16 protein-coding genes and 2 pseudogenes are annotated in these 18,359 nt (G+C 64.7%); 6 read left to right on the top strand and 12 right to left on the bottom strand.

Translation table 11 applies throughout. The annotated features are described in order from the left end of the window. The first annotated feature begins 328 nt into the window (after positions 1 to 328). Positions 329 to 1,111, top strand: coding sequence for a glucose 1-dehydrogenase (locus FPZ47_RS20900; RefSeq protein ID WP_144954758.1), 783 nt, complete (start codon positions 329 to 331; stop codon positions 1,109 to 1,111). Positions 1,112 to 1,190: 79 nt separating this feature from the next. Here FPZ47_RS20900 and FPZ47_RS20895 read toward each other — a convergent pair whose 3' ends face one another. The 6 genes and pseudogenes from FPZ47_RS20895 to FPZ47_RS28500 form a co-directional block, all read right to left on the bottom strand. Further along, positions 1,191 to 4,121, bottom strand: a complete 2,931-nt coding sequence (locus FPZ47_RS20895) for an MMPL/RND family transporter (protein ID WP_246133512.1) — start codon at positions 4,119 to 4,121, stop codon at positions 1,191 to 1,193. Further along, positions 4,118 to 4,552: an MmpS family transport accessory protein gene (locus tag FPZ47_RS20890; RefSeq protein ID WP_281291881.1), complete on the bottom strand. Its 435-nt coding sequence runs from the start codon at positions 4,550 to 4,552 to the stop codon at positions 4,118 to 4,120. The genes FPZ47_RS20895 and FPZ47_RS20890 overlap by 4 nt, the downstream gene beginning before the upstream one ends. A 231-nt stretch (positions 4,553 to 4,783) precedes the next feature. After that, the gene (locus FPZ47_RS20885; RefSeq protein WP_144954755.1) at positions 4,784 to 5,392 is read right to left on the bottom strand and encodes a TetR family transcriptional regulator; all 609 of its coding nucleotides are present in this window, start codon (positions 5,390 to 5,392) and stop codon (positions 4,784 to 4,786) included. Between the two features lie 73 nt (positions 5,393 to 5,465). Next, complete coding sequence (locus FPZ47_RS20880) at positions 5,466 to 6,395, bottom strand: alpha/beta hydrolase (RefSeq protein ID WP_144954752.1); 930 nt, start codon at positions 6,393 to 6,395, stop codon at positions 5,466 to 5,468. Between the two features lie 385 nt (positions 6,396 to 6,780). Then, positions 6,781 to 7,794: pseudogene (locus FPZ47_RS20875) on the bottom strand (AurF N-oxygenase family protein); the annotation flags it as partial. Positions 7,795 to 8,575: 781 nt separating this feature from the next. Continuing rightward, on the bottom strand, positions 8,576 to 8,719 hold the full coding sequence (locus FPZ47_RS28500; protein ID WP_168209523.1) for a hypothetical protein: 144 nt from the start codon (positions 8,717 to 8,719) through the stop codon (positions 8,576 to 8,578). 417 nt (positions 8,720 to 9,136) lie between these two features. On the opposite strand from FPZ47_RS28500, the gene FPZ47_RS20870 reads away from it, so the two are divergent. Together FPZ47_RS20870 and FPZ47_RS20865 are read left to right on the top strand one after the other, a co-directional pair. Further along, entirely contained in the window at positions 9,137 to 10,459 is a 1,323-nt protein-coding gene (locus FPZ47_RS20870; RefSeq protein ID WP_144954746.1) for a DEAD/DEAH box helicase, read from the top strand. Positions 10,460 to 10,534: 75 nt separating this feature from the next. After that, positions 10,535 to 10,738: a cold-shock protein gene (locus tag FPZ47_RS20865; protein ID WP_144954743.1), complete on the top strand. Its 204-nt coding sequence runs from the start codon at positions 10,535 to 10,537 to the stop codon at positions 10,736 to 10,738. An 80-nt stretch (positions 10,739 to 10,818) separates the two neighbouring features. On the opposite strand, the gene arsM is transcribed toward FPZ47_RS20865, so the two are convergent. Continuing rightward, positions 10,819 to 11,613 carry an arsenite methyltransferase gene (gene arsM, locus FPZ47_RS20860; RefSeq protein WP_144954740.1) on the bottom strand — a complete coding sequence of 265 codons (795 nt, stop codon included), beginning with the start codon at positions 11,611 to 11,613 and terminating at the stop codon, positions 10,819 to 10,821. An 86-nt stretch (positions 11,614 to 11,699) separates the two neighbouring features. On the opposite strand from arsM, the gene FPZ47_RS20855 reads away from it, so the two are divergent. Beyond that, positions 11,700 to 12,095 (top strand): ArsR/SmtB family transcription factor, encoded by a 396-nt coding sequence (locus tag FPZ47_RS20855; protein WP_144954737.1) that lies wholly within the window; start codon positions 11,700 to 11,702, stop codon positions 12,093 to 12,095. Positions 12,096 to 12,656: 561 nt separating this feature from the next. Here FPZ47_RS20855 and FPZ47_RS20850 read toward each other — a convergent pair. Both FPZ47_RS20850 and istA read right to left on the bottom strand, forming a co-directional pair. Next, on the bottom strand, positions 12,657 to 13,400 hold the full coding sequence (locus FPZ47_RS20850; protein WP_144954734.1) for an ATP-binding protein: 744 nt from the start codon (positions 13,398 to 13,400) through the stop codon (positions 12,657 to 12,659). Continuing rightward, entirely contained in the window at positions 13,397 to 14,941 is a 1,545-nt protein-coding gene (gene istA, locus FPZ47_RS20845; RefSeq protein ID WP_144954731.1) for an IS21 family transposase, read from the bottom strand. The genes FPZ47_RS20850 and istA overlap by 4 nt, the downstream gene beginning before the upstream one ends. Before the next feature lie 248 nt (positions 14,942 to 15,189). Between istA and FPZ47_RS20840 the strand changes: the two are divergent. Together FPZ47_RS20840 and FPZ47_RS20835 are read left to right on the top strand one after the other, a co-directional pair. Next, a pseudogene (locus tag FPZ47_RS20840) lies at positions 15,190 to 15,441 on the top strand (type II toxin-antitoxin system antitoxin MazE5); the annotation flags it as partial. Further along, positions 15,438 to 15,767: a type II toxin-antitoxin system PemK/MazF family toxin gene (locus FPZ47_RS20835; RefSeq protein WP_144954761.1), complete on the top strand. Its 330-nt coding sequence runs from the start codon at positions 15,438 to 15,440 to the stop codon at positions 15,765 to 15,767. The pseudogene FPZ47_RS20840 and the gene FPZ47_RS20835, both read left to right, overlap by 4 nt. Positions 15,768 to 16,047: 280 nt before the next feature. Here FPZ47_RS20835 and FPZ47_RS20830 read toward each other — a convergent pair whose 3' ends face one another. The 3 genes from FPZ47_RS20830 to FPZ47_RS20820 form a co-directional block, all read right to left on the bottom strand. Then, a complete protein-coding gene (locus tag FPZ47_RS20830) occupies positions 16,048 to 16,299 on the bottom strand; it encodes a type II toxin-antitoxin system RelE family toxin (protein WP_246133511.1) in 252 nt (83 codons plus the stop codon). A 603-nt stretch (positions 16,300 to 16,902) separates the two neighbouring features. Continuing rightward, entirely contained in the window at positions 16,903 to 17,283 is a 381-nt protein-coding gene (locus FPZ47_RS20825) for a type II toxin-antitoxin system VapC family toxin (RefSeq protein WP_144954723.1), read from the bottom strand. Further along, on the bottom strand, positions 17,280 to 17,537 hold the full coding sequence (locus tag FPZ47_RS20820) for a ribbon-helix-helix domain-containing protein (protein WP_144954720.1): 258 nt from the start codon (positions 17,535 to 17,537) through the stop codon (positions 17,280 to 17,282). The genes FPZ47_RS20825 and FPZ47_RS20820 overlap by 4 nt, the downstream gene beginning before the upstream one ends. Positions 17,538 to 18,359 lie beyond the last annotated feature (822 nt).

The raw sequence follows: 18,359 nt of genomic DNA, 5'->3' as shown, positions 1-18,359 counted from the left end.
AGACCAGACGTGCTCACAGGACCACGGCGAGAACCCAGGCGACCCACGACCGTTCGGGGCCGCCCACCAGGCGAAACTCAGTTTCGCTCAGTGTTTAGGAACGGTTTCCGTTCCGTGCTGTTGCCACCGGACATGGTCGCTTTCGAACCGGCCGGCAGCTGGGAGCGCTGGCGCATATTCTTTGTGCTGACGGCGTGGAGCATTGCCGGCTTAATGGCTTGCCTCGCCGTCTTCCGGTGGTCGGACAAGAACTAGTTCGAAGCTGGCCATACATCGTCGTGCGTCTGTATGGTGCTAACCATTCCTCCGACACGACGGGAGACATGCGGTGGCACAACGGTTGGCGGGAAAGGTCGCGCTCGTCAGTGGCGGCGCCCGGGGGATGGGCGCCTCGCACGTGCGGATGCTCGTCGGCGAGGGCGCCAAGGTGGTGTTCGGCGACATCCTCGACGACGAGGGCAAGGCGGTCGCCGCCGACGTCGGTGACGCGGCCCGCTACGTGCACCTGGACGTGACCAGTCCCGAGCAGTGGGCCGCGGCGGTCGCCACCGCGCTGGCCGAGTTCGGCGGTGTCGACGTGCTGGTGAACAACGCCGGCATCATCAACATCGGCACGCTCGAGGACTACGAACTCTCCGAGTGGCAGCGGATTCTCGACATCAATCTGACCGGCGTGTTCCTCGGCATCCGCGCCGTTGTCAAACCCATGAAGGAAGCGGGACGCGGCTCGATCATCAACATCTCCTCCATCGAGGGGATGGCCGGTACCATCGCCTGCCACGGTTACACCGCAACCAAATTCGCCGTGCGCGGGCTGACCAAATCGGCCGCGCTCGAATTGGGTCCGAGCGGCATCCGGGTCAACTCGATCCATCCCGGGCTCATCAAGACGCCGATGACCGAATGGGTTCCCGAGGACCTCTTCCAGACCGCGCTGGGCCGCGCCGCCGACCCCAGCGAGGTTTCCCACCTGGTGGTCTACCTGGCCAGCGACGAGTCGAGCTATTCGACCGGCTCGGAGTTCGTCGTGGACGGCGGTACCACGGCGGGGTTGGGGCACAAGGACTTCTCCGCGGCCGATATCGGCGAGCAACCGGAGTGGGTCACCTAAACCCGCCGCCTCCCATCGAGACTGCGCCCCGTGCTGCGCCCAGCGCTGCAAGCACGTGCTGGGCGCAGTTTCGGTGCCGTCAGCGCAGAGTCGACGCCGTCAGCGCAGAGTCAGTCGACACCAATTCGGGCTGCTCGGCCGGCATCGGCATCGGCATCGGGGTGGGCCAGGGGGAGGGCTTGGGCCGCTGTCGGACCCGCTGCGGCCACCAGAACCACTTGCCCAGCAGCGCGGCGATCGCCGGGGTCATCAGCGACCTGACGATCAGTGTGTCGAAGAGCAGGCCCAGGCCGATGGTGGTGCCGACCTGGCCGATCACCGTCAGCTCGCTGACCGCCATCGTCATCATCGTGAAGGCGAAGACCAGCCCCGCCGACGTGACGACCGAGCCGGTGCCGCCCATCGAACGGATGATTCCGGTGTTCAGCCCGGCGTAGATCTCCTCCTTGAACCGCGCCACCAGCAGCAGGTTGTAGTCGGCGCCGACGGCGAGCAGGATGATGACCGACATCGCGAGCACCATCCAGTGCAGTTCGATGCCGATGAGGTGCTGCCAGATCAGCACCGAGAGCCCGAAGGACGCGCCCAGCGAGAGCAGGACGGTGCCCACGATGACCGCCGAGGCCACGACGCCGCGCGTGATGATCAGCATGATGATGAAAATCAGGCACAGCGAGGCGATCCCGGCGATCAACAGGTCGTAGGTGTTGCCGTCGCTGAGGTCTTTGTACATTGCCGCGGTCCCGCCGAGATAGATCCTCGAGCCCTCCAGCGGCGTGCCTTTGAGTGCTTCGTAGGCGGCCTTCTTGATCGCGTCGATGTGCGCGATGCCTTCGGCCGACATCGGATCGCCGTCGTGGCTGATGATGAAGCGCACGGCGTGGCCGTTGGGGGAGATGAAGTTCTTCATGCCCTTCTTGAACTCGGCATTGTTGAACGTCTCCGGGGGCAGGTAGAACGAGTCGTCGTTCTTGGACGCGTCGAAGGCCTTGCCCATGGCGCTGGCGTTCTTCTGCGCCTCTTTCTGCTGATCCTGCAACCCTTTCTGGGTCGAATACATGGTCAGCATCGTCGCTTTCATGGCCTTCATGTTCTCGATCATCCCGGGCATCAGCGCCACCATCTGGGGCATCAGCGCATCGAGGCGGTCCATGACCGGCAGCAGGCTCTGGATGTCGTCGGTCATCGTGTCGATGCCGTCGAGGGCGTCGAACACCGACCGCAGCGAATAGCACACGGGGATGTCGTAGCAGTGCTTCTCCCAGTAGAAGTAGCTGCGGATGGGCCGGAAGAAGTCCTCGAAATCGGCCATGTTGTCCCGTAATTGGGCAATGTCCATGGTCATGTCGTGCATCTTTTTGACCATGATGTGCATGTTGTCGGCCATCTGCGCGGTGATGCTCTGCATCTTGGTCATGTCGTTGATGGTCGTCTGCATCATGTCGGCCTGATGCAGCATGTCGGCCATCTGGTCTTCCTGGTACTTCTGGTTCATCTGCTGGGTGACACCCTGCATGCTGATCTGGAAGGGGATCGAGGTGTGCTCGATCGGCGTGCCCTCCGGCCGGGTGATGGCTTGTACGCGGCCGATTCCCGGCAACCGGAAGATCGCCTTGGCGATCTTGTCGATGACCAGGAAGTCGGCCGAGTTGCGCAGATCGTGGTCGCTTTCGATCATCAGCACTTCGGGATTCATCCGCGCCTTCGAAAAGTGCCGGTCCGCGGCCGCGTAACCCTCGTTCGCGGGCAGGTCCGCGGGCAGGTAGTTGCGGTCGTTGTAGTTGGTGCGGTAACCCGGCAGGGTCAGCAGGCCCACCAGTGCGACCATGATCGTCATCACCAGAATCGGTCCGGGCCACCGCACGACGAGGGCTCCGACCTTGCGCCACCCGCGGATCCGTTGCGCCCGCTTGGGTTCGAGTGTCTTACCAAAGCGCGATGCCACCGAGATGGCCGCGGGACCAAGCGTCAGTGCCGCCGCGACGACCACCACCATGCCGATCGCCAACGGAATGCCCAGCGTCTGGAAGTACGGCAGGTTGGTGAAGTGCAGGCAGAACGTGGCGCCGGCGATGGTCAGGCCCGAACCGAGCACGACGTGTGCGGTGCCCTTGTACATGGTGTAGTACGCGTCTTCCCGGGATTCGCCGACCGAGCGGGCCTCCTGATATCGGCCGATCAAAAAGATCGCGTAGTCGGTGGCGGCCGCGATCGCCAACGTGACCAACAAGTTCGTGGCGAACGTGGAGAGCCCGATGATCTTGTAGTAGCCCAGGAAGGCGACCATTCCGCGCGCGGCCGAAAGCTCGAACACCACCATGACCAACGTGAGCAACACCGTGACGATCGAGCGGTAGACCAGCAGCAGCATCGCAATGATCACCGTGAAGGTCGCCGCCGTGATGAGCTGCAGGCTGCGATCGCCGGCCTCGTGCTGGTCCGCCATCAGTGCCGCGGGCCCGGTGACGTACGCCTTGACCCCCGGGGGAGTGGGAAGGCTCTTGACGATTTTCTGGACGGACTCGACGGACTCGTTGGCCAGGGCTTCGCCCTGGTTCCCGGCCAGGTAGACCTGAACGTAGGCGGCCTTGCCGTCGTTGCTCTGCGCGCCCGCCCCGGTCAGCGGATCGCTCCACATATCCTGGACGTGCTCAACGTGTTTGGTGTCGGCGTCAAGCTTCTTGACGACCTGGTCGTAATAGGCGTGGGCCGCGTCACCGAGGGGCTTCTGGCCCTCCAGCACGATCATCACCGAGCTGTTGGACTTGTACTCGTCAAACACCGCGCCCATGCGCTTCGTCGCGACGACCGACTGCGCATCGTCGGGAGCCATCGACACCGAGCGCATCTTGCCCACCTCGTCGAGCTGGGGGACGGCCACGTTGAGGACCGCGATGACCGCGATCCAGCCGAGGATGACGGGTACCGCGAACTTCCGGATGAGACGCGGGATCGCGGGCCGCTCCTGCTGCGTCGCGATGGGGGCGGTGTTGTCGAGGTGTCTGCTCATGCCGACTTCACCAAGCAGAACGTCAGGGCGTGCACGCCGGTGGTCATGTTCTCGTCCTTGACTTCGTCATCGATGGTGATGCGGCAACCCAGCTGGTCACCGTCGCTCTGTGCCGAGATGTTGGGGAAGACGGAGGGGGCGGTCGTGCTGAGTACCAGCGTCCACGGCAACGGTGCGCCGTCGACCCGCTGCGGGTCGGCCGACAGATCGAGGTAGTTGACGTTGGCGTGACGGGCTGAGCCGAAGACCTCGTATTTGACGACCTTCGGCTTGAACGGCTTCGATTCGTCCAGCCGGGGGCTGGTCAGCACGCCGGTGTCCTGGGCGCTGAAGAACGTCTTGACCCGCGCCACGGTGAAGCCCCCGACCACGACGACCGCCGTGATCAACAGCGGCAGCCACGCGTTGCGCACAACCTTCGATATCTGCACCCGGGTGCTTTCCTTCCTCGTCGCGCAGCGGTGGTGTGGGCGTCGTCGGGGCAGCCCGCGGGCGAGAACGGGGGGCGCACTGACCGATTGCGCTACAAGGGGATTCGTAGGCGACTGTCAGACGCTGCGATGGCTCCGTACCCCCGGACCGTTTCGCGGCACCGAGCTCAAAGCATAATACATACGGTGCATATTTTGCAGACTATGCAACTTCGCTGGCGGTGTTTTGCGTCACTTCGTGAGGATGCTGTTGACGAGCGCGGCGGCGCGTTCGACGTAGGGCATCGGCGTGTCGTCGGCATCCTCGGGCTTACCGCCGGACCAGCGCTCGATTCCCGAACGCACGGCCGTCAACGCCAGGGCGGAGATCATCGCGGGCACCTCGTCGTCGGGCCGCATCCCCTGGCGGCGCGCGACGATATCGGTCAGGTGGGTTTGGAACCGCTCCAGATCGGCAAGGAAAGCGGCCAGGACCGCTGGGGTGGTCTTGGCGAGTTGCAACATGCACACGGCCTGGTCGCGCTTGGGCGGGGTGTCGCGGAGGTGGTGGGCCGCCAGCGTGATCAGCTCCGCCAGCACCACCGAGTAGGGGGCTGGGCCGGCCGCGACGAACTCGGCAACGAGCTCAGGGGGTATGTCGGAGGGGCCGTAGGCGATCGCGGACTCTTTGTTGGGGAAATAGTTGAAGAAAGTGCGGGGTGAGATGCCGGCCTCGAGGCAGATCTCGTCGATGGTCACCCTGTCGAAGCTGCGTTCGCCGGCCAGACGCACGGCGGCGTCCCGAATGTCCATGCTGGTCTGGCGGCGGCGGCGCTCGCGGAGACCGATCTGATTGGCCATAGCACCCTATAGTTGCACAAACTGCAAACTATGCAGTCACAACGTGACAGATCGCATGTTCGGCCCTCCGGGGTCAGCGACGCGGCGCCGCCAGTGCAGCGCGCAGGTGGTCGCACTGGCTGGCGAGGAAATTCACCGAAATCGGTGCCTTGTCCGCGATCTGGTCGAACGCGTGAAAGGCGCCCGGCGCCAGTTCCTCGTGCACGCGGACACCCGCGTCGCGGAGCCGCTGCGCGTACTCCCGGCACTCGCGGTAGAAGAGGTCCAACGTGCCGACCCCGATCCAGGCCGGGGCCAGACCGGACAGGTCGTGCCGCCGGCCCGGCACCGCCTCGAGGGGATCGGCGCCGTCGAGGTACCACCGCCACGCCAGCTGGTTGTCGCGCTCGGTCCACATGATGCGTTTGGGTCCATCGCCGCGTGCGCCGGTGCGATCATCGAGCATCGGATAGACCAGCATCTGGAAGGCGAGTTCGACGTCGCCCCGATCGTGAGCGCGCTGCGCCACCGCCGCCGCGAAATGCCCACCGGCGCTGGCGCCGCCGACGGCGACCCGATCCGGGTCCACCCACGGCTGGCGCGCCAGCCACAGCAGAGCCGCATAACAGTCTTCGACCGGCGTCGGATAGGGGTGCTCGGGCGCCAGCCGGTGTTCTACCGCCGCGGCCGCGATCCCGGTGCGATGGCACAGCCTGCGGAGATACTTGTCGTCCTGGGCGGCGACCCCCATGATGGTGCCACCGCCGTGGATCCACAACAGCGCGGGCGCCCGGCCGGGCAGCCCGGCCGGGCGGTGCAGGCGCACCGTGACGTTCTCGTTGACCGCGACGACCGGTGTGTCGCGCAACCGGCCGGCGTGACCCAGGGCCGCCATGAGCTTTCGCTGGAGCTTGTAACCGCGGTGCAGTGCGTATCCCCGGGGCAAGAACCGCGTGGCGTTGCGCAGACCGGGATCCACGGCATCCCGGATCGTGAAGGCCCGGCCAGGCGGTCCGCTCACCATGGGTGCCCTCGATTCCCGCGCGCCGACAGGGCAGCACGACCATACAGGACGGAAAATGTGACCTGCCCTTCCGGTCTTCGCACGTGCACTTCGTCTGCGCATTTACAGGCTCGGTGAAGTGGTCAGGCTCGGTGAAGTGGTCAGGCCCCGCCAGATTGTCCTGATGGCTTGACGTCCGGGAACGGCCGGTGCGTTCGATGCGTTCGACGCGGGGATGGTCGGCCGTCCCGGTTCGTCATCGCGTGTCCGCGGTTCGCTTGACGGGGCAGCGCGGCCCACCAGAACGGCGCGGAGCTTCCGGCGAGGCGTCCGGCTAGCGTGCCCCGACGGGCGGACGGCACGTCTCGTGCGGGTCGGCGCCGAGCGCGGCCGCCGCGCCGTCATCGGGTTGGGCGTTGAACCGCCGGCGTTGCGGTTCGCCGCGGTAGCGCGACGGCTCGCCGTCAATCCCGCACACCCGCCACAGGGCCCGGGAAAGGGGATTCATCATCCCGGTGTCATAGACCAGGGCCCGCATATCGGCGAACATGTCGCGAAGGAATTGCTGCGATTCCGGCGACTCGAAGAAAAGTTCCCTCTTCACCTCGCGCGGAATGCCGAACTCGCGCCAAAACGCCGCCGGCGGTACCACAATTGCGTGGCACAACAGACGCATGATCAGCGGGAAATACAGGGAAAGCCAAAAGCGCTGCCATTTGGGCAGTTGAGGCAACCGCTTATGCAGGAATTCGTGGGCAAAGGAGATGTGACGCGCTTCCTCGGCCACGTGGATCGCCATCACCCGTTCCATGACCGGGTGCAGCGCCTTGCCCTCGCGGAGCACATCCTTCTGGGTGTGGTCGAGGGGTTCCTCGCCGGCAAGGACCCCGATGAAGAACGCCACCGGCAGCGGTCCGGCCGCCAACGGGACCAGCGGCGAGATCCAGCGCAGGATGCGTGGCAAGCCCGGCACGCTCGCGTCGACGCGGTTGACCATCTCCTGCAGCATCAGGGTGTGGTTGCCCTCTTCCACGGATTCGTGGAGGCAATACCGGTATTCCGGTGAACCGTTGGGCAGCCAAAATGTGTAGTTCATCAGGCCGCGGATCAGGACGGACTCAAAATGGGTGCCCACCTTGGCCACGTTGGCCTGGCGCCACATCCCGATCTTGATCTTGCGGTCCTCGGGCTGGGCCTGGTACCAGGGGTGGCGGCCCAATGGGTCGCTCGCCGGCAGGATCCACCGGGGATCATTGTCGATGACCGCGAACTCCGGCGCGTCCCAGTCGATGTCGGTGTAGGGGTTGAAGTTCCGGCGCACCGAGCCCTCGGACAACGTGGCGATGGCGCTCACGTACTCGGCGTCGTCGCGCACCTCCATGTTGCGGTGCCAACGCCGGAGTAGAAGCCTCCTGGCCATTCACAGCCCCCGATAAAGTTCCGATCAGCACGTACATTGCTAGAAAATCGTCACGGCCGGGTCGGCGACCGTGTCGCTTAAGGCGAGTCCCGAGAGAGGATTTCCGGTGTGTGCAATGCGATTTTCCCGTTTCTCACGCGACCGGATCGCATCCGTTAGGTCGACACTTCAGAAGAGCCGCTTTCTAGACTCGCATGCGGTGAATATACCGCACTCACCGCCATGCATCGTGGCGGCCTTCGCGGCCGTGCCGACAACGAGTCCCAAATCACGGTCGGGCCGACGGGTGTTTCGCTAAGCAGATTCTTCGGCGCCGCCGCGCGACTTCTGCGACGGGCGCTCGACGAAGACCCACGCACCGGTTGTGGTCGCGGACATGGCTTCCTGCAGCGCATGACATCGAAGAACTCGGCGACTGGATCAACCTGACGGTGTAGTGGACTCCGGGTTCGGCGGCAACGAGTTGGACGTGTGCTGTCACGGTTTGCGTTTGCTTCCCTGCCGATTACGGCCCGGGCGGCGCCATGGCCCAAAGTGCTTGCGCCGGAGGGGCTTGCCGCCGCTACGCGCCGGCGGCCCACAGCGCCGCAGCCGCGAAGGCCTCGGCGCTCGCGATCAACAGGACGGTGAATTTGCGATGGGGCACTCCATGATTGTGTGGCGCAATGCCGGCCCCGTCGGGCGCATGTGGTCAGGCCCGCTCACTGCCGCGACAGTGAGGCTCACTGCCGCGGCAGCGACTCAGGCGACGCAACCGCCCCGCGGCTCCGCGTTGACTACCTCAGTGTCGTTCTTTGGCCCGCGCGCCAGCGTCGCCGTTGGGCCGATCCGAGAAGACCGGGTGTTCGACCGGCTTCCCGGAGGTCTCGTCCGAGACGACGTGTTCGGGCGCTTCGGGGTGGGAGAACAGGTTCGAGTTGTCCATGTGTGTCCTTACGAAAGAGGAGGTCGGCCGGTTCGCGTCGGCGTCCGGACGACGGTCGAATCGCACGCTGATCTCTTTTCTTGAGGCGACGATTCGCGATGACCGCTCGCGAGCGGTTCGTCTTCAACGGTACAGGCAGCGGGCGGGCGCCGCGCGCAGGTCTCGGGCTCGCGGGGCGTACCGGGCCGGCATGCGCTATGCTGGTGTCAACGTTGGCCGTCCTACGGCGGCCGGCACGTCGTGAAACGCTTCTTGATCCTTCCGGCGTCCGCCCCGATCGAGTGGCTGGCGCACTGAATCCGGCGCAGTTCGTATCGCGGCGATCGATTTTGCCCACCGGCAATCTCGCCACTTTGTGCTGACCGAACGCGCGCATTTCGCCGCCAACTCGGCACCACCGATGCTGAAAGACATCCAGTGACCACAGGCACGACATTTGCCGATCTCGGCGTGCGCGAACCACTCATCGAAGTGCTCGCCGCCCGCGGGATCAGCCATCCGTTTCCCATCCAGGTCGAAACACTTCCCGACACACTGAGCGGCCGAGACGTCCTCGGCCGCGGCAAGACGGGCAGCGGCAAGACGCTCGCCTTCTCGATTCCTCTGGTCAGCAGGCTGGCCGGACACCGGCGCCGCCCGTCGCACCCGGCGGGTCTGATTCTGGCCCCGACCCGGGAACTGGCCACCCAGATCACCGCGGCTCTGGAGCCGCTGGCCGCTGCCAACGGGCTGCGCGTGACGACGATCTTCGGCGGCGTGTCGCAAAGCAGGCAGGTGGCGGCGCTGAAGTCCGGCGTCGACGTCGTCGTGGCCTGCCCGGGCCGCCTCGAAGACTTGATGAAGCAACGTCTGATCAGCCTCGACTCGGTCGAGGTCACGGTGATCGACGAAGCCGATCACATGGCCGACCTCGGCTTTCTGCCCGGCGTCACCCGCATCCTGGCGGCCACCCCGATGGGCGGCCAGCGGTTGCTGTTCTCCGCGACCCTCGACAATGGCGTCGACAAGCTCGTCAATCGGTTCCTGCGCGACGCGGTGCTGCACTCCGTCGACGGCGCCGATTCGCCGGTGCCCGAAATGACCCACCACGTGTTCCACGTCTCCGACGTGCACGCCAAGACGAAGCTGGTCCACCGGCTCGCTTCCGGCTCCGGTCGCCGCATCCTGTTCATGCGCACCAAGCATCAGGCGCGCAAGCTCGCCAAACAGCTCACCGAATCCGGTGTCCCGGCTGTGGACTTGCACGGCAACCTGTCTCAGCCCGCACGCGACCGGAATCTTGCCGCCTTCACCGCCGGTGACGCCCGCGTGTTGGTGGCCACCGACATCGCCGCGCGCGGCGTCCATGTCGACGGAATCGAGCTGGTCGTGCACATCGATCCGCCCGCCGAGCACAAGGCTTACCTGCACCGGTCCGGGCGCACCGCGCGGGCGGGCAACGCCGGTGACGTCGTGACCGTCGTCCTGCCCGAGCAGCGTAAGGACACGCACGCGTTGATGCGCCGCGCGGGCATCCGCGTCACACCGCAGGAGGTCACCGTCGACTCGGCTGCCGTGCACGCGGTAGCCGGTGAGATGGCGCCGCATCGTGCCCCCGCGCCGAAGACGGCGGTCCCTGCGCATTCCTCGCAGCAGCGTCCGCCGCAGCCTCCCCGCTCCGGTTCCGTCGGCCGCCGGCGTAGTCGCCGCCCGGCCCGCTCCCAGGGTTCGTCGCCGCAGCGTGACAACAATCGTCAATAAAGGGCACGGCTCGTGCTACGTTGATCGCGCGGATATTTTAGGTATGTCCGCATTTGAAATGAGAGAAGAAAGTAAATGGCACAGGGGACTGTGAAATGGTTCAACGGTGAGAAGGGCTTCGGCTTCATCACCCCGGACGACGGCGCGAAGGACCTGTTCGTCCACTACTCGGAGATCCAGGGCAACGGCTACCGTTCGCTCGAGGAAAACCAGCGTGTTCAGTTCGAGGTTGCGCAAGGCGCCAAAGGGCCTCAGGCAGTAGGAGTGACTGCTGTCTAAGTAACTCCAAACGTGACAGTGGGCTGGTGCGGTTGCTCCGCGCCAGCCCACTGGCCTTTCTGCATCGGCTCTGTGTCGGTTTAGCCGCCGACCGATGCTGCGGGTTTGGTGGCGCGGATGATTGCGCCGTGCATTCCGTCGGCAACTTCGTGGGTGAAGGCCACGGAGGCATCGACGAATCCGGCGGCGGCCAGGCCGTCGAGGTATTCCTTTTTGGACAGGGCTCCGGCAATGCAGCCGACATGGGAGCCGCGCTCGGCTCGTTCGGCCGCGGTGAGGTGATCCTCGGCGACGACGTCGGAGATCCCGATCCGCCCTCCGGGAACCAGAACCCGAAACATTTCGGCGAGCACCGCCGGTTTGTCGGCCGACAGGTTGATCACGCAGTTGGAGATCACCACGTCGACCGCTGCGTCATGCAGTGGGATGTCCTCGATGGTGCCCTTGAGGAACTCGACGTTGGTGACACCCGCTTTGGCCTTGTTCGCCTCGGCCAGGGCGAGCATCTCGTCGGTCATGTCGACGCCGTAGGCGAACCCCTCGGGTCCGACTCGGCGTGCCGAGAGCAGCACATCGATGCCGCCGCCGGAGCCCAGGTCGAGCACGCGTTCACCGGGATGCAGGTCGGCGACCGCGGTCGGGTTGCCGCACCCCAAGCTCGCCGCGACGGCGTCGGCGGGCAGCTCGGAATGCTCGTCGGCGCCGTAGAGACCCGCTCCGAAAATGGTGCCGACGTCGGCCGCATCGCTCGACCCGCAACAGCTCGCCGCGGTGAGCACCTCGCTGTTGGTGGCGCCGCCGCTGATCGCGTTGGCGGCGGCTCCGTAGCTGGCGCGAACCTGATCGCGCAACTCGCCGTCCCTGGTCTCGGTCATTTCGATAATCCTCTCATCGACAGATGTCTATGGGATCAAGACTGCACTATCCATCGACGGCTGTCAATGTGTGTCATACTGGGTTTATGCCTACGACGATCGCTTCCTCAGCGCAATCCGATGGATCGCTACTGGTGGCCGATCTCCAGACGTGTTGTCGTCCCATCGCCGATGCGGTGCTGGATGCGGAGGCCGCCGAGCGGCTGGCCGTGGTTCTCAAGGCGCTCGGCGAGCCAACCCGGCTGCGACTGGTGTCGCTGATCGCGGGCCACGAGGCGGCCGAAGCATGCGTCTGTGACTTGACCGGGCCGGTCGGGCTGTCCCAACCGACCGTGTCACACCACCTCAAGGTCCTGGTCGAGGCCGGTCTGCTCGAGCGCACCCAGCGCGGCAAATGGGCCTACTACCGGCTAGTGCCGGCCGCCCTGGATGCCCTAGCCGGCGTGTTCGCCCGCACCGGTCGATCACGGCCATTTCCTTGAGCGCCTCCGACAGCCGCGCGTTTTCCACTCGGTGGCCGCACCGGTTCGTAGTCGGCCTGCCGTGCCCGACTTGGTGGCCAACGACACCGTCATCGCCGTCGTGCAAATCGTCGCAGCCCACCTCAGTGACCGCCTGACCACGTTCACCGTGACCAACGGAGACACCGTTGACCGAATTCCTTCCACACTTGCAGCAACATTGGGCAGAGGTGGGTGAATGAGAAGATGCCGCATTAACTCTGAATTAAGTTGTGCTACAGCTTAATTCGCTGGCTAGCTAGTCCAGAATCAGTTGCAATCACCGCGAATCAGGTCTCCTCGGGAGCTGCCACTGCGCTACGCATAATTCGCTGGATATCACGCTCGGTGAGGGCCGCTGTTCCGCTGTTGGGTGAGCCATTGTTCCGCTGATCGGTGGGCCACTGTTCCGGTGTGAGGCTGGACCGCGGCGTCGTCGTTGTGCTGACGGGCGTGCGCGTGCACGGGGTGGGCCGCGGGCGGCCTGGGTTGGGTAGTGCCGGTGGGACGGTCCAGCAGGCGGTCCGCCCCACCGGCGGTTGGTCAGCCGGGCAGACCGAAGTGCTTGCGCATTGATTCGTCGCAGGTCAGCACGGTGGCGTGGGCGTTGGTGGTGATGCGATCGATGATTGCGTCGGCGAGAATTTTCTCCTCCATGCGGTCATGCCACTGACCGGGCGGTAGCTGGGTGCAGTAGATCGTCGATGCCGTCTTATGGCGCCGGTCGATCAAGGTGTGCAGCTGCTGGATCTGCTGGCGGCTCGGCGTGGTGAGGAACCAGTCGTCGATGATCAACAGCTCCACCTTGACCAGGGTGTCCAGGCAGCGTTTTCGCTCCCCGGTGCGTTCGGCGATGGTGAGCCGGTCGAATAGTTCACCGGCCGGCAGGTAGAGCACGCTGCGGTACTGCTGGCATGCCTTGTTGCCCAGTGCGCAGGCCACATAGGTCTTCCCGGCGCCGGTGGGGCCCTGCAGGATGACGTCTTGGCGGTTCTGCAGGTAGTTGCCGACGGCCAGGCGGACGATCAGCTCGCTATCCACGCTGCGGCCGGGCATGGCTTTGATGTCAGCGATGTCGGCGGCGGGTTGGGCCAGGCCGGCGTGTCGGCGTAGCCGGTGCAGCTTGTTGTTGCGGCGGCGTTCGTATTCCCAGTCGACGGCCATCTTGACCATCTCCGGGCCGGTGGGCCGCTGCGCACCGGTGGTGGCGGCGAGGTTCTCGAAGTACTCGGCCATGCCGGATAGGCGCATCGCCTTGAGCCTGTCCAAGGTCTGCACGTCGATCATGACTGGTCTTCGCTCTGGCCGTAGTAGTCGGCACCGCGCACGAAGCCGGCATCACCCAGGGATGCCGCCGGTGGTGGATCGGCGGGTTCCCAAGCCGCCCAGAGTTTCTTGATCAGCGTGTAGGACGGCGCCGGTGTGGCGGCCAGTGCTCGACCGCAGGTGTCTTCGAGTCGGGCCGCACCACCGTGGCGTTTGGCCAGTGCCATCACCCCCAGGCACGACCGGTAGGACTGCTCGACGATCTTGCGGGAGGCCAGGATCGCCCCAATCGCCGCTGTGGTGTTCGGGCCGATGGTCGCCGCCCACTGCTCGAAGCGGGCCGGGCTCCAGTCGGACAGGCGGTGGCGATGCCCGGCAGGCATGTGCTCGGTGACGGTGGCATACCGCCCGCGCACCCCTTTGAGCCGGACATGACACGCCACGCGTTCGGTGCCGTCGAAGACCCCCACGGTGCCGGTGGTGATCCGAACGTCCAGACTTTGTCCGATCAACGCCGATGGCACGGAGTAGAAATTGCCGTCCACTTGAATGTGATAGTTCGGTCCTGCCTTGGCTTTTCGTAGATCCGCCAATTCGAACCGCGCCGGCGGCAACGGATGCAGCAGTGGCTGTTCATCGCGCAGGAACACGATCTGGCGGGAGTCCTCCCGCTTCTGAAACGGTCGTGCGTTGATCTGGTCGACCAGCTCGAAGATGGCCTCGTTCAACTCGGCCAGGCCCACGAACCGCCGATCCCGCAGCACCGCGGCGACCTGGTTGGCGACGAAGCGCACGCTGCCCTCCACGACCGGCTTGTCACGCGGGCGTTTGACCCTGGCCGGCACGATCGCGGTGCGGTAATGCTCGGCCAGCCCGGCATAGGCTGGGTTGAGCACCGGTTCGTACCGATCAGCCTTGGATACGCCGGTGCGAAGGTTGTCCGGCACGAGCAGTCGGGTCGTGCCGCCAAAAGCCTCGAATGCGTGCACATGGGCATCGATCCACGACACCAGCGTCATATCGATGAATGCCTCCACATAGGTGAACGCCGAAAACGACAGCGCGGCCACAAACAGCCATGCATCGGTCGGGTCGCCGGTCAGCGGGTCGAGGAAGCTCATCGCATCACCGGCCCAGTCGACCTCGATGGACTCGCCCGGGGTGCGCACGATACGCATCGACGCCCCCGTCGCGGCCACCCAGCGGCGGTACTGTTCGTTGAAGAACGAGTACCGATACGGCACTCCACCGGATTCTCGGCAGGTCGCGACGTACTCATTCCACAGCAGCAGCAGCGTCACTGACGGACGCCCGAGCTCGCGGTGCACGTGCTCGAAATCCGGCGCCACTCGGTCTGAGTCCGGCTTGCTCGGTGCGGGCAGCAGCCGGTGGCGGACCTCGTCAGCAGCGAGGTCCACCACCTCCCCGAAGCCCACCCCGGCAGCAGTTGCGGCGGCGAACACCGATGCCACCGTGTTGCGTGAGCAACCCAGTACCTCGGCGATCCCGCGCTGGCTCACTCCTTCGGCGCGTAGCCGCAGGATCTGTTTGTAGTCGACCATCGAAGGCGACCCCTTTCATCGCGTCCGCGCCCCAATGACGCAGACCGACGAACGGTCGCACTCACAACACCACCGGCGCCACGGCTCACCGGCCACCGGCACAGTGGCTCACCATTCAACGGAATGGTGGCTCACCCAACCCCGGAACAATGGCCCTCACCAGCCGTAATATCCATTCGCCACGTGACAAATCAGACGTTTGTGGGCCCGCGACCGGGGGACGCCCATCGGATAGTTTGCTCAGGCCGTGGCATAATTGTGGCATGAACCGCATACGCCTGAGCACTACTGTCGACGCCGGGCTACTGAGCAGTGCACGCGACGTGCGGGCAGGAATTACTGACGCAGCTCTCATCGATGAGGCCCTCAGGGCCTTACTTGCTCGCCATCGATCAGCCGAGGTGGATGCGAGCTATGCCGCCTACGACGAGCACCCGATTGATGAGCCCGACGAGTGGGGCGATATAGCGTCGTGGCGGCGGGCGGCCGGAGACTCGTGAGCGCACTTCCGGTGCGCGGAGAGGTGTGGTGGTGTGAGATGGCCGAGATCGGCCGGCGTCCAGTCGTTGTTCTCTCGCGCGATGCTGCGATCCCTCGGCTTCGACGCGCACTCGTCGCGCCCTGTACCACGACAATCCGGGGGCTGGCCAGCGAGGTTGTTCTTGAACCCGGTCCCGACCCGATCCCGCACCGTTCCGCGGTGAATTTGGACTCAGTCGAAAGTGTCTCGGTCGCGGTGTTGGTCGATCGGCTTGGCCGCCTCGCCGACGCCCGGATGCGCGCCATCTGCGCGGCACTCGAGGTTGCGGTCGACTGCTCTGGATGACACATCGGCAAACTAGTGAGAATCCGACCCGGGTTCTGGCGAGCGCTTTCGAAGGCCCCCACTCAACGAGCGAGACGGCTCGGCGGCCAAGCGAATCATGGCCGAAAGCACTACGCAGAGGCCCGAATACGCCGGAATCAAATATGCAGCTTTACCGGTGTTGGTCCGGTGTTGGTGTCAGTGCGTCGGTAGGCTCGGCAAACGAGGGCGTCTTGCCGCGATAGTAACGTCACGGTGACGAATTGACCGCGCTGGGGCCCTCTGACTTTGGGCGGCGCTCTCAGCTGATTCTTGGCGCGAGGATGTATCGGTCGGACCGGATACTGTTGTAACCCAACAGCTTTTCGTCACGAGGGTGGCGGTAGACGTCCCCGCGATGGTCGACGCGCACAATGAACACACCGTCCTGTTCGATCCGATACCGCAGTCGGTGGGGCCCGCGGCGGGCGCTGAAATTCCCGGCCAACTCACCGCGCAGCGGCTTGCCGACCCGCCAACCCCGCCAGGTTCCGGCATCGCCGACCCACCCCACCGAAACTGCCAACCGTCGCCTGGATCAACCAACCAACCCCCGAAGCACTCATCAAATCCGCATAAGAAACTGTCTCACCGACCTTGACACGTTCCGCACCGCAAATCCGTCGAGTTGCAACCGCACTGGCGCTTCCGGGTCGGTCGCAGTGACCTCGACGATTGCGTCGCCGCCGGTCATAATTCCTTTCACCGCGGAGACCACCCGTGCCGTGACTGGAACTGACATTCCTGCGCATTCGTCACTGTGACGTAATGGCGCCGGGGTGGGCCCGGCCATCGAAGAGGGAGCCTGAAACGATTCACACCGGTCACGTGCTACCCGGCACCGATCGAAGCTCGCAATGTTTCACCTAACGGCCGAATCATTCATTAAGTGATTGAGATGTACGCCGACCACGGTAGTCATGCAACCAACACGGGAGTCTCAGTGGGTGGCAGCGCACGAGTATGCGGGCCCCAGCAGGACTGACGGCTGAATCCTCACGGGTGCGAGTCCTTTCATCTAATGCGACTCGGCGTAGTTCGGTGCCGATAAGCGACATTATGTCAGGTAAACTACGCCGTTTTGCATTGCTGGTCAACGATTTTCAATCGCTCCTCCTCAGAGGGCGAATGGCGGCCGCAGGTTCTTGAACATCGGGAAATGCTTCACGTTCAACGTCGCCGCTTGATAGCCCTTCACGTCGGCAGTCGCGGCGATCAGATAGTCACCAAGGCCAATGCTTGAATGACTCGCCCGGTATTGCCGCCTGAAGTCGCCGGCCCGGCGCGCGATGATCTCAGTGGCTGGTTCGGTGCGAAACGACGCCAGCAGCCGCCACACTTCGCGTCGCTCGGCGCTGCGCATCCCACCGACGAGCTCCGCGATTGACACCACGCTGATAGCTAAAGGCCCCTCCTCTCGAGCTTGGACGAGCCAATTCCGTGCCGCGTCCAGGCCGCGAAGGTGAGCGATGAGGATGTCCGAGTCGACCAGGATCACGAGGTGCGGCGCCACATTCGGTCGAGGTGCTCCTCGCGGCCGCCGGGACGGCGATCGGGCGATTCCATATCACGAAGCGCGCCGAACGACTCTTCAATCGCATTCAGGTCAGATTCGAGATTGTCGTCGGAGTTGTTGAGAGCCGTGCCTAGCAATTGGCGGATGAGCTCGGCACGCGAAACGCCCTGTTGCTCGGCCAACTTGTCGAGATTGGCCGCCTGCTCCTCATCAAGGTAGATGTTGGTGCGCTTCATACACCAGATCATACACCACATTCAGCCAAGAGTAGCGCCCTAACGCTACCCTTCAGCAAACCTACCGGTCGGTGAACCACGCCCGATCATCTCGAGCGGCCCTCCCCGGGCTCCGCGGTGGTGGGTTCGCGGTGAATACCGGAGGATGAAAAGTCCTACTGTTCGGCTAGTGCAATCCGCGGCAGCAGAGTGCCGTCGGCTTCGGGAGGCGAGGAGTCCAACGTGAAGGCGAGAGTATTGATAACCACTGTCGGTGGTCTAGCAGCAGCCTTGACCGCCGGTGTCGTGTGGGCCGCACCATCGGCCCCAGCTAGCGACTTTTGCGATTCGCTTGGCAATCCCGCGCAAGTTCACGATTGCAACTGCGGTGCCGATAACGTCCCGGGTAGTCCGGAATACCAGCAGTGCCTGCACGGAACTGCGGCTTTGCCCGGCACGGCCAAGTCCCCGACGCCCGCGCCATCCCCCTGATCCCTACCGCGCTCGGCTCGCCACCGGTGCGGTGAACCGCGAGTGCCCATCCCACCTCCGGACGCTCGTGGAGAATATGCACGAATCAAATATGCAGGGTTACCGGTAAAGTACGCCGGGCCTCTCGGCGTGCCACGGCGGTAGATCACTGCGCCGCAAGGTGATGTTGGCCACCGCTGGCGAGGCCATCTCAAACAAAGTGACGGTCACCAGCACCGAGCCGCCGAGTACGTTGAGATCGGACAGGTGCTACGACGAGGCTGGGCACTACAGATCTAACGGGGCTTCGCCCCAGCCCGACAAGGCGTGCCTTTGGTCGCCGATGGTATGGGGGCTCCGGCCGGTCGGGGT

The organism is Mycobacterium helveticum (assembly GCF_007714205.1).
Classification (GTDB): Bacteria; Actinomycetota; Actinomycetes; order Mycobacteriales; family Mycobacteriaceae; genus Mycobacterium; species Mycobacterium helveticum.
Note: the sequence above shows the minus strand (reverse complement) of the source record. Positions and strands in the feature narration are given on the sequence as shown.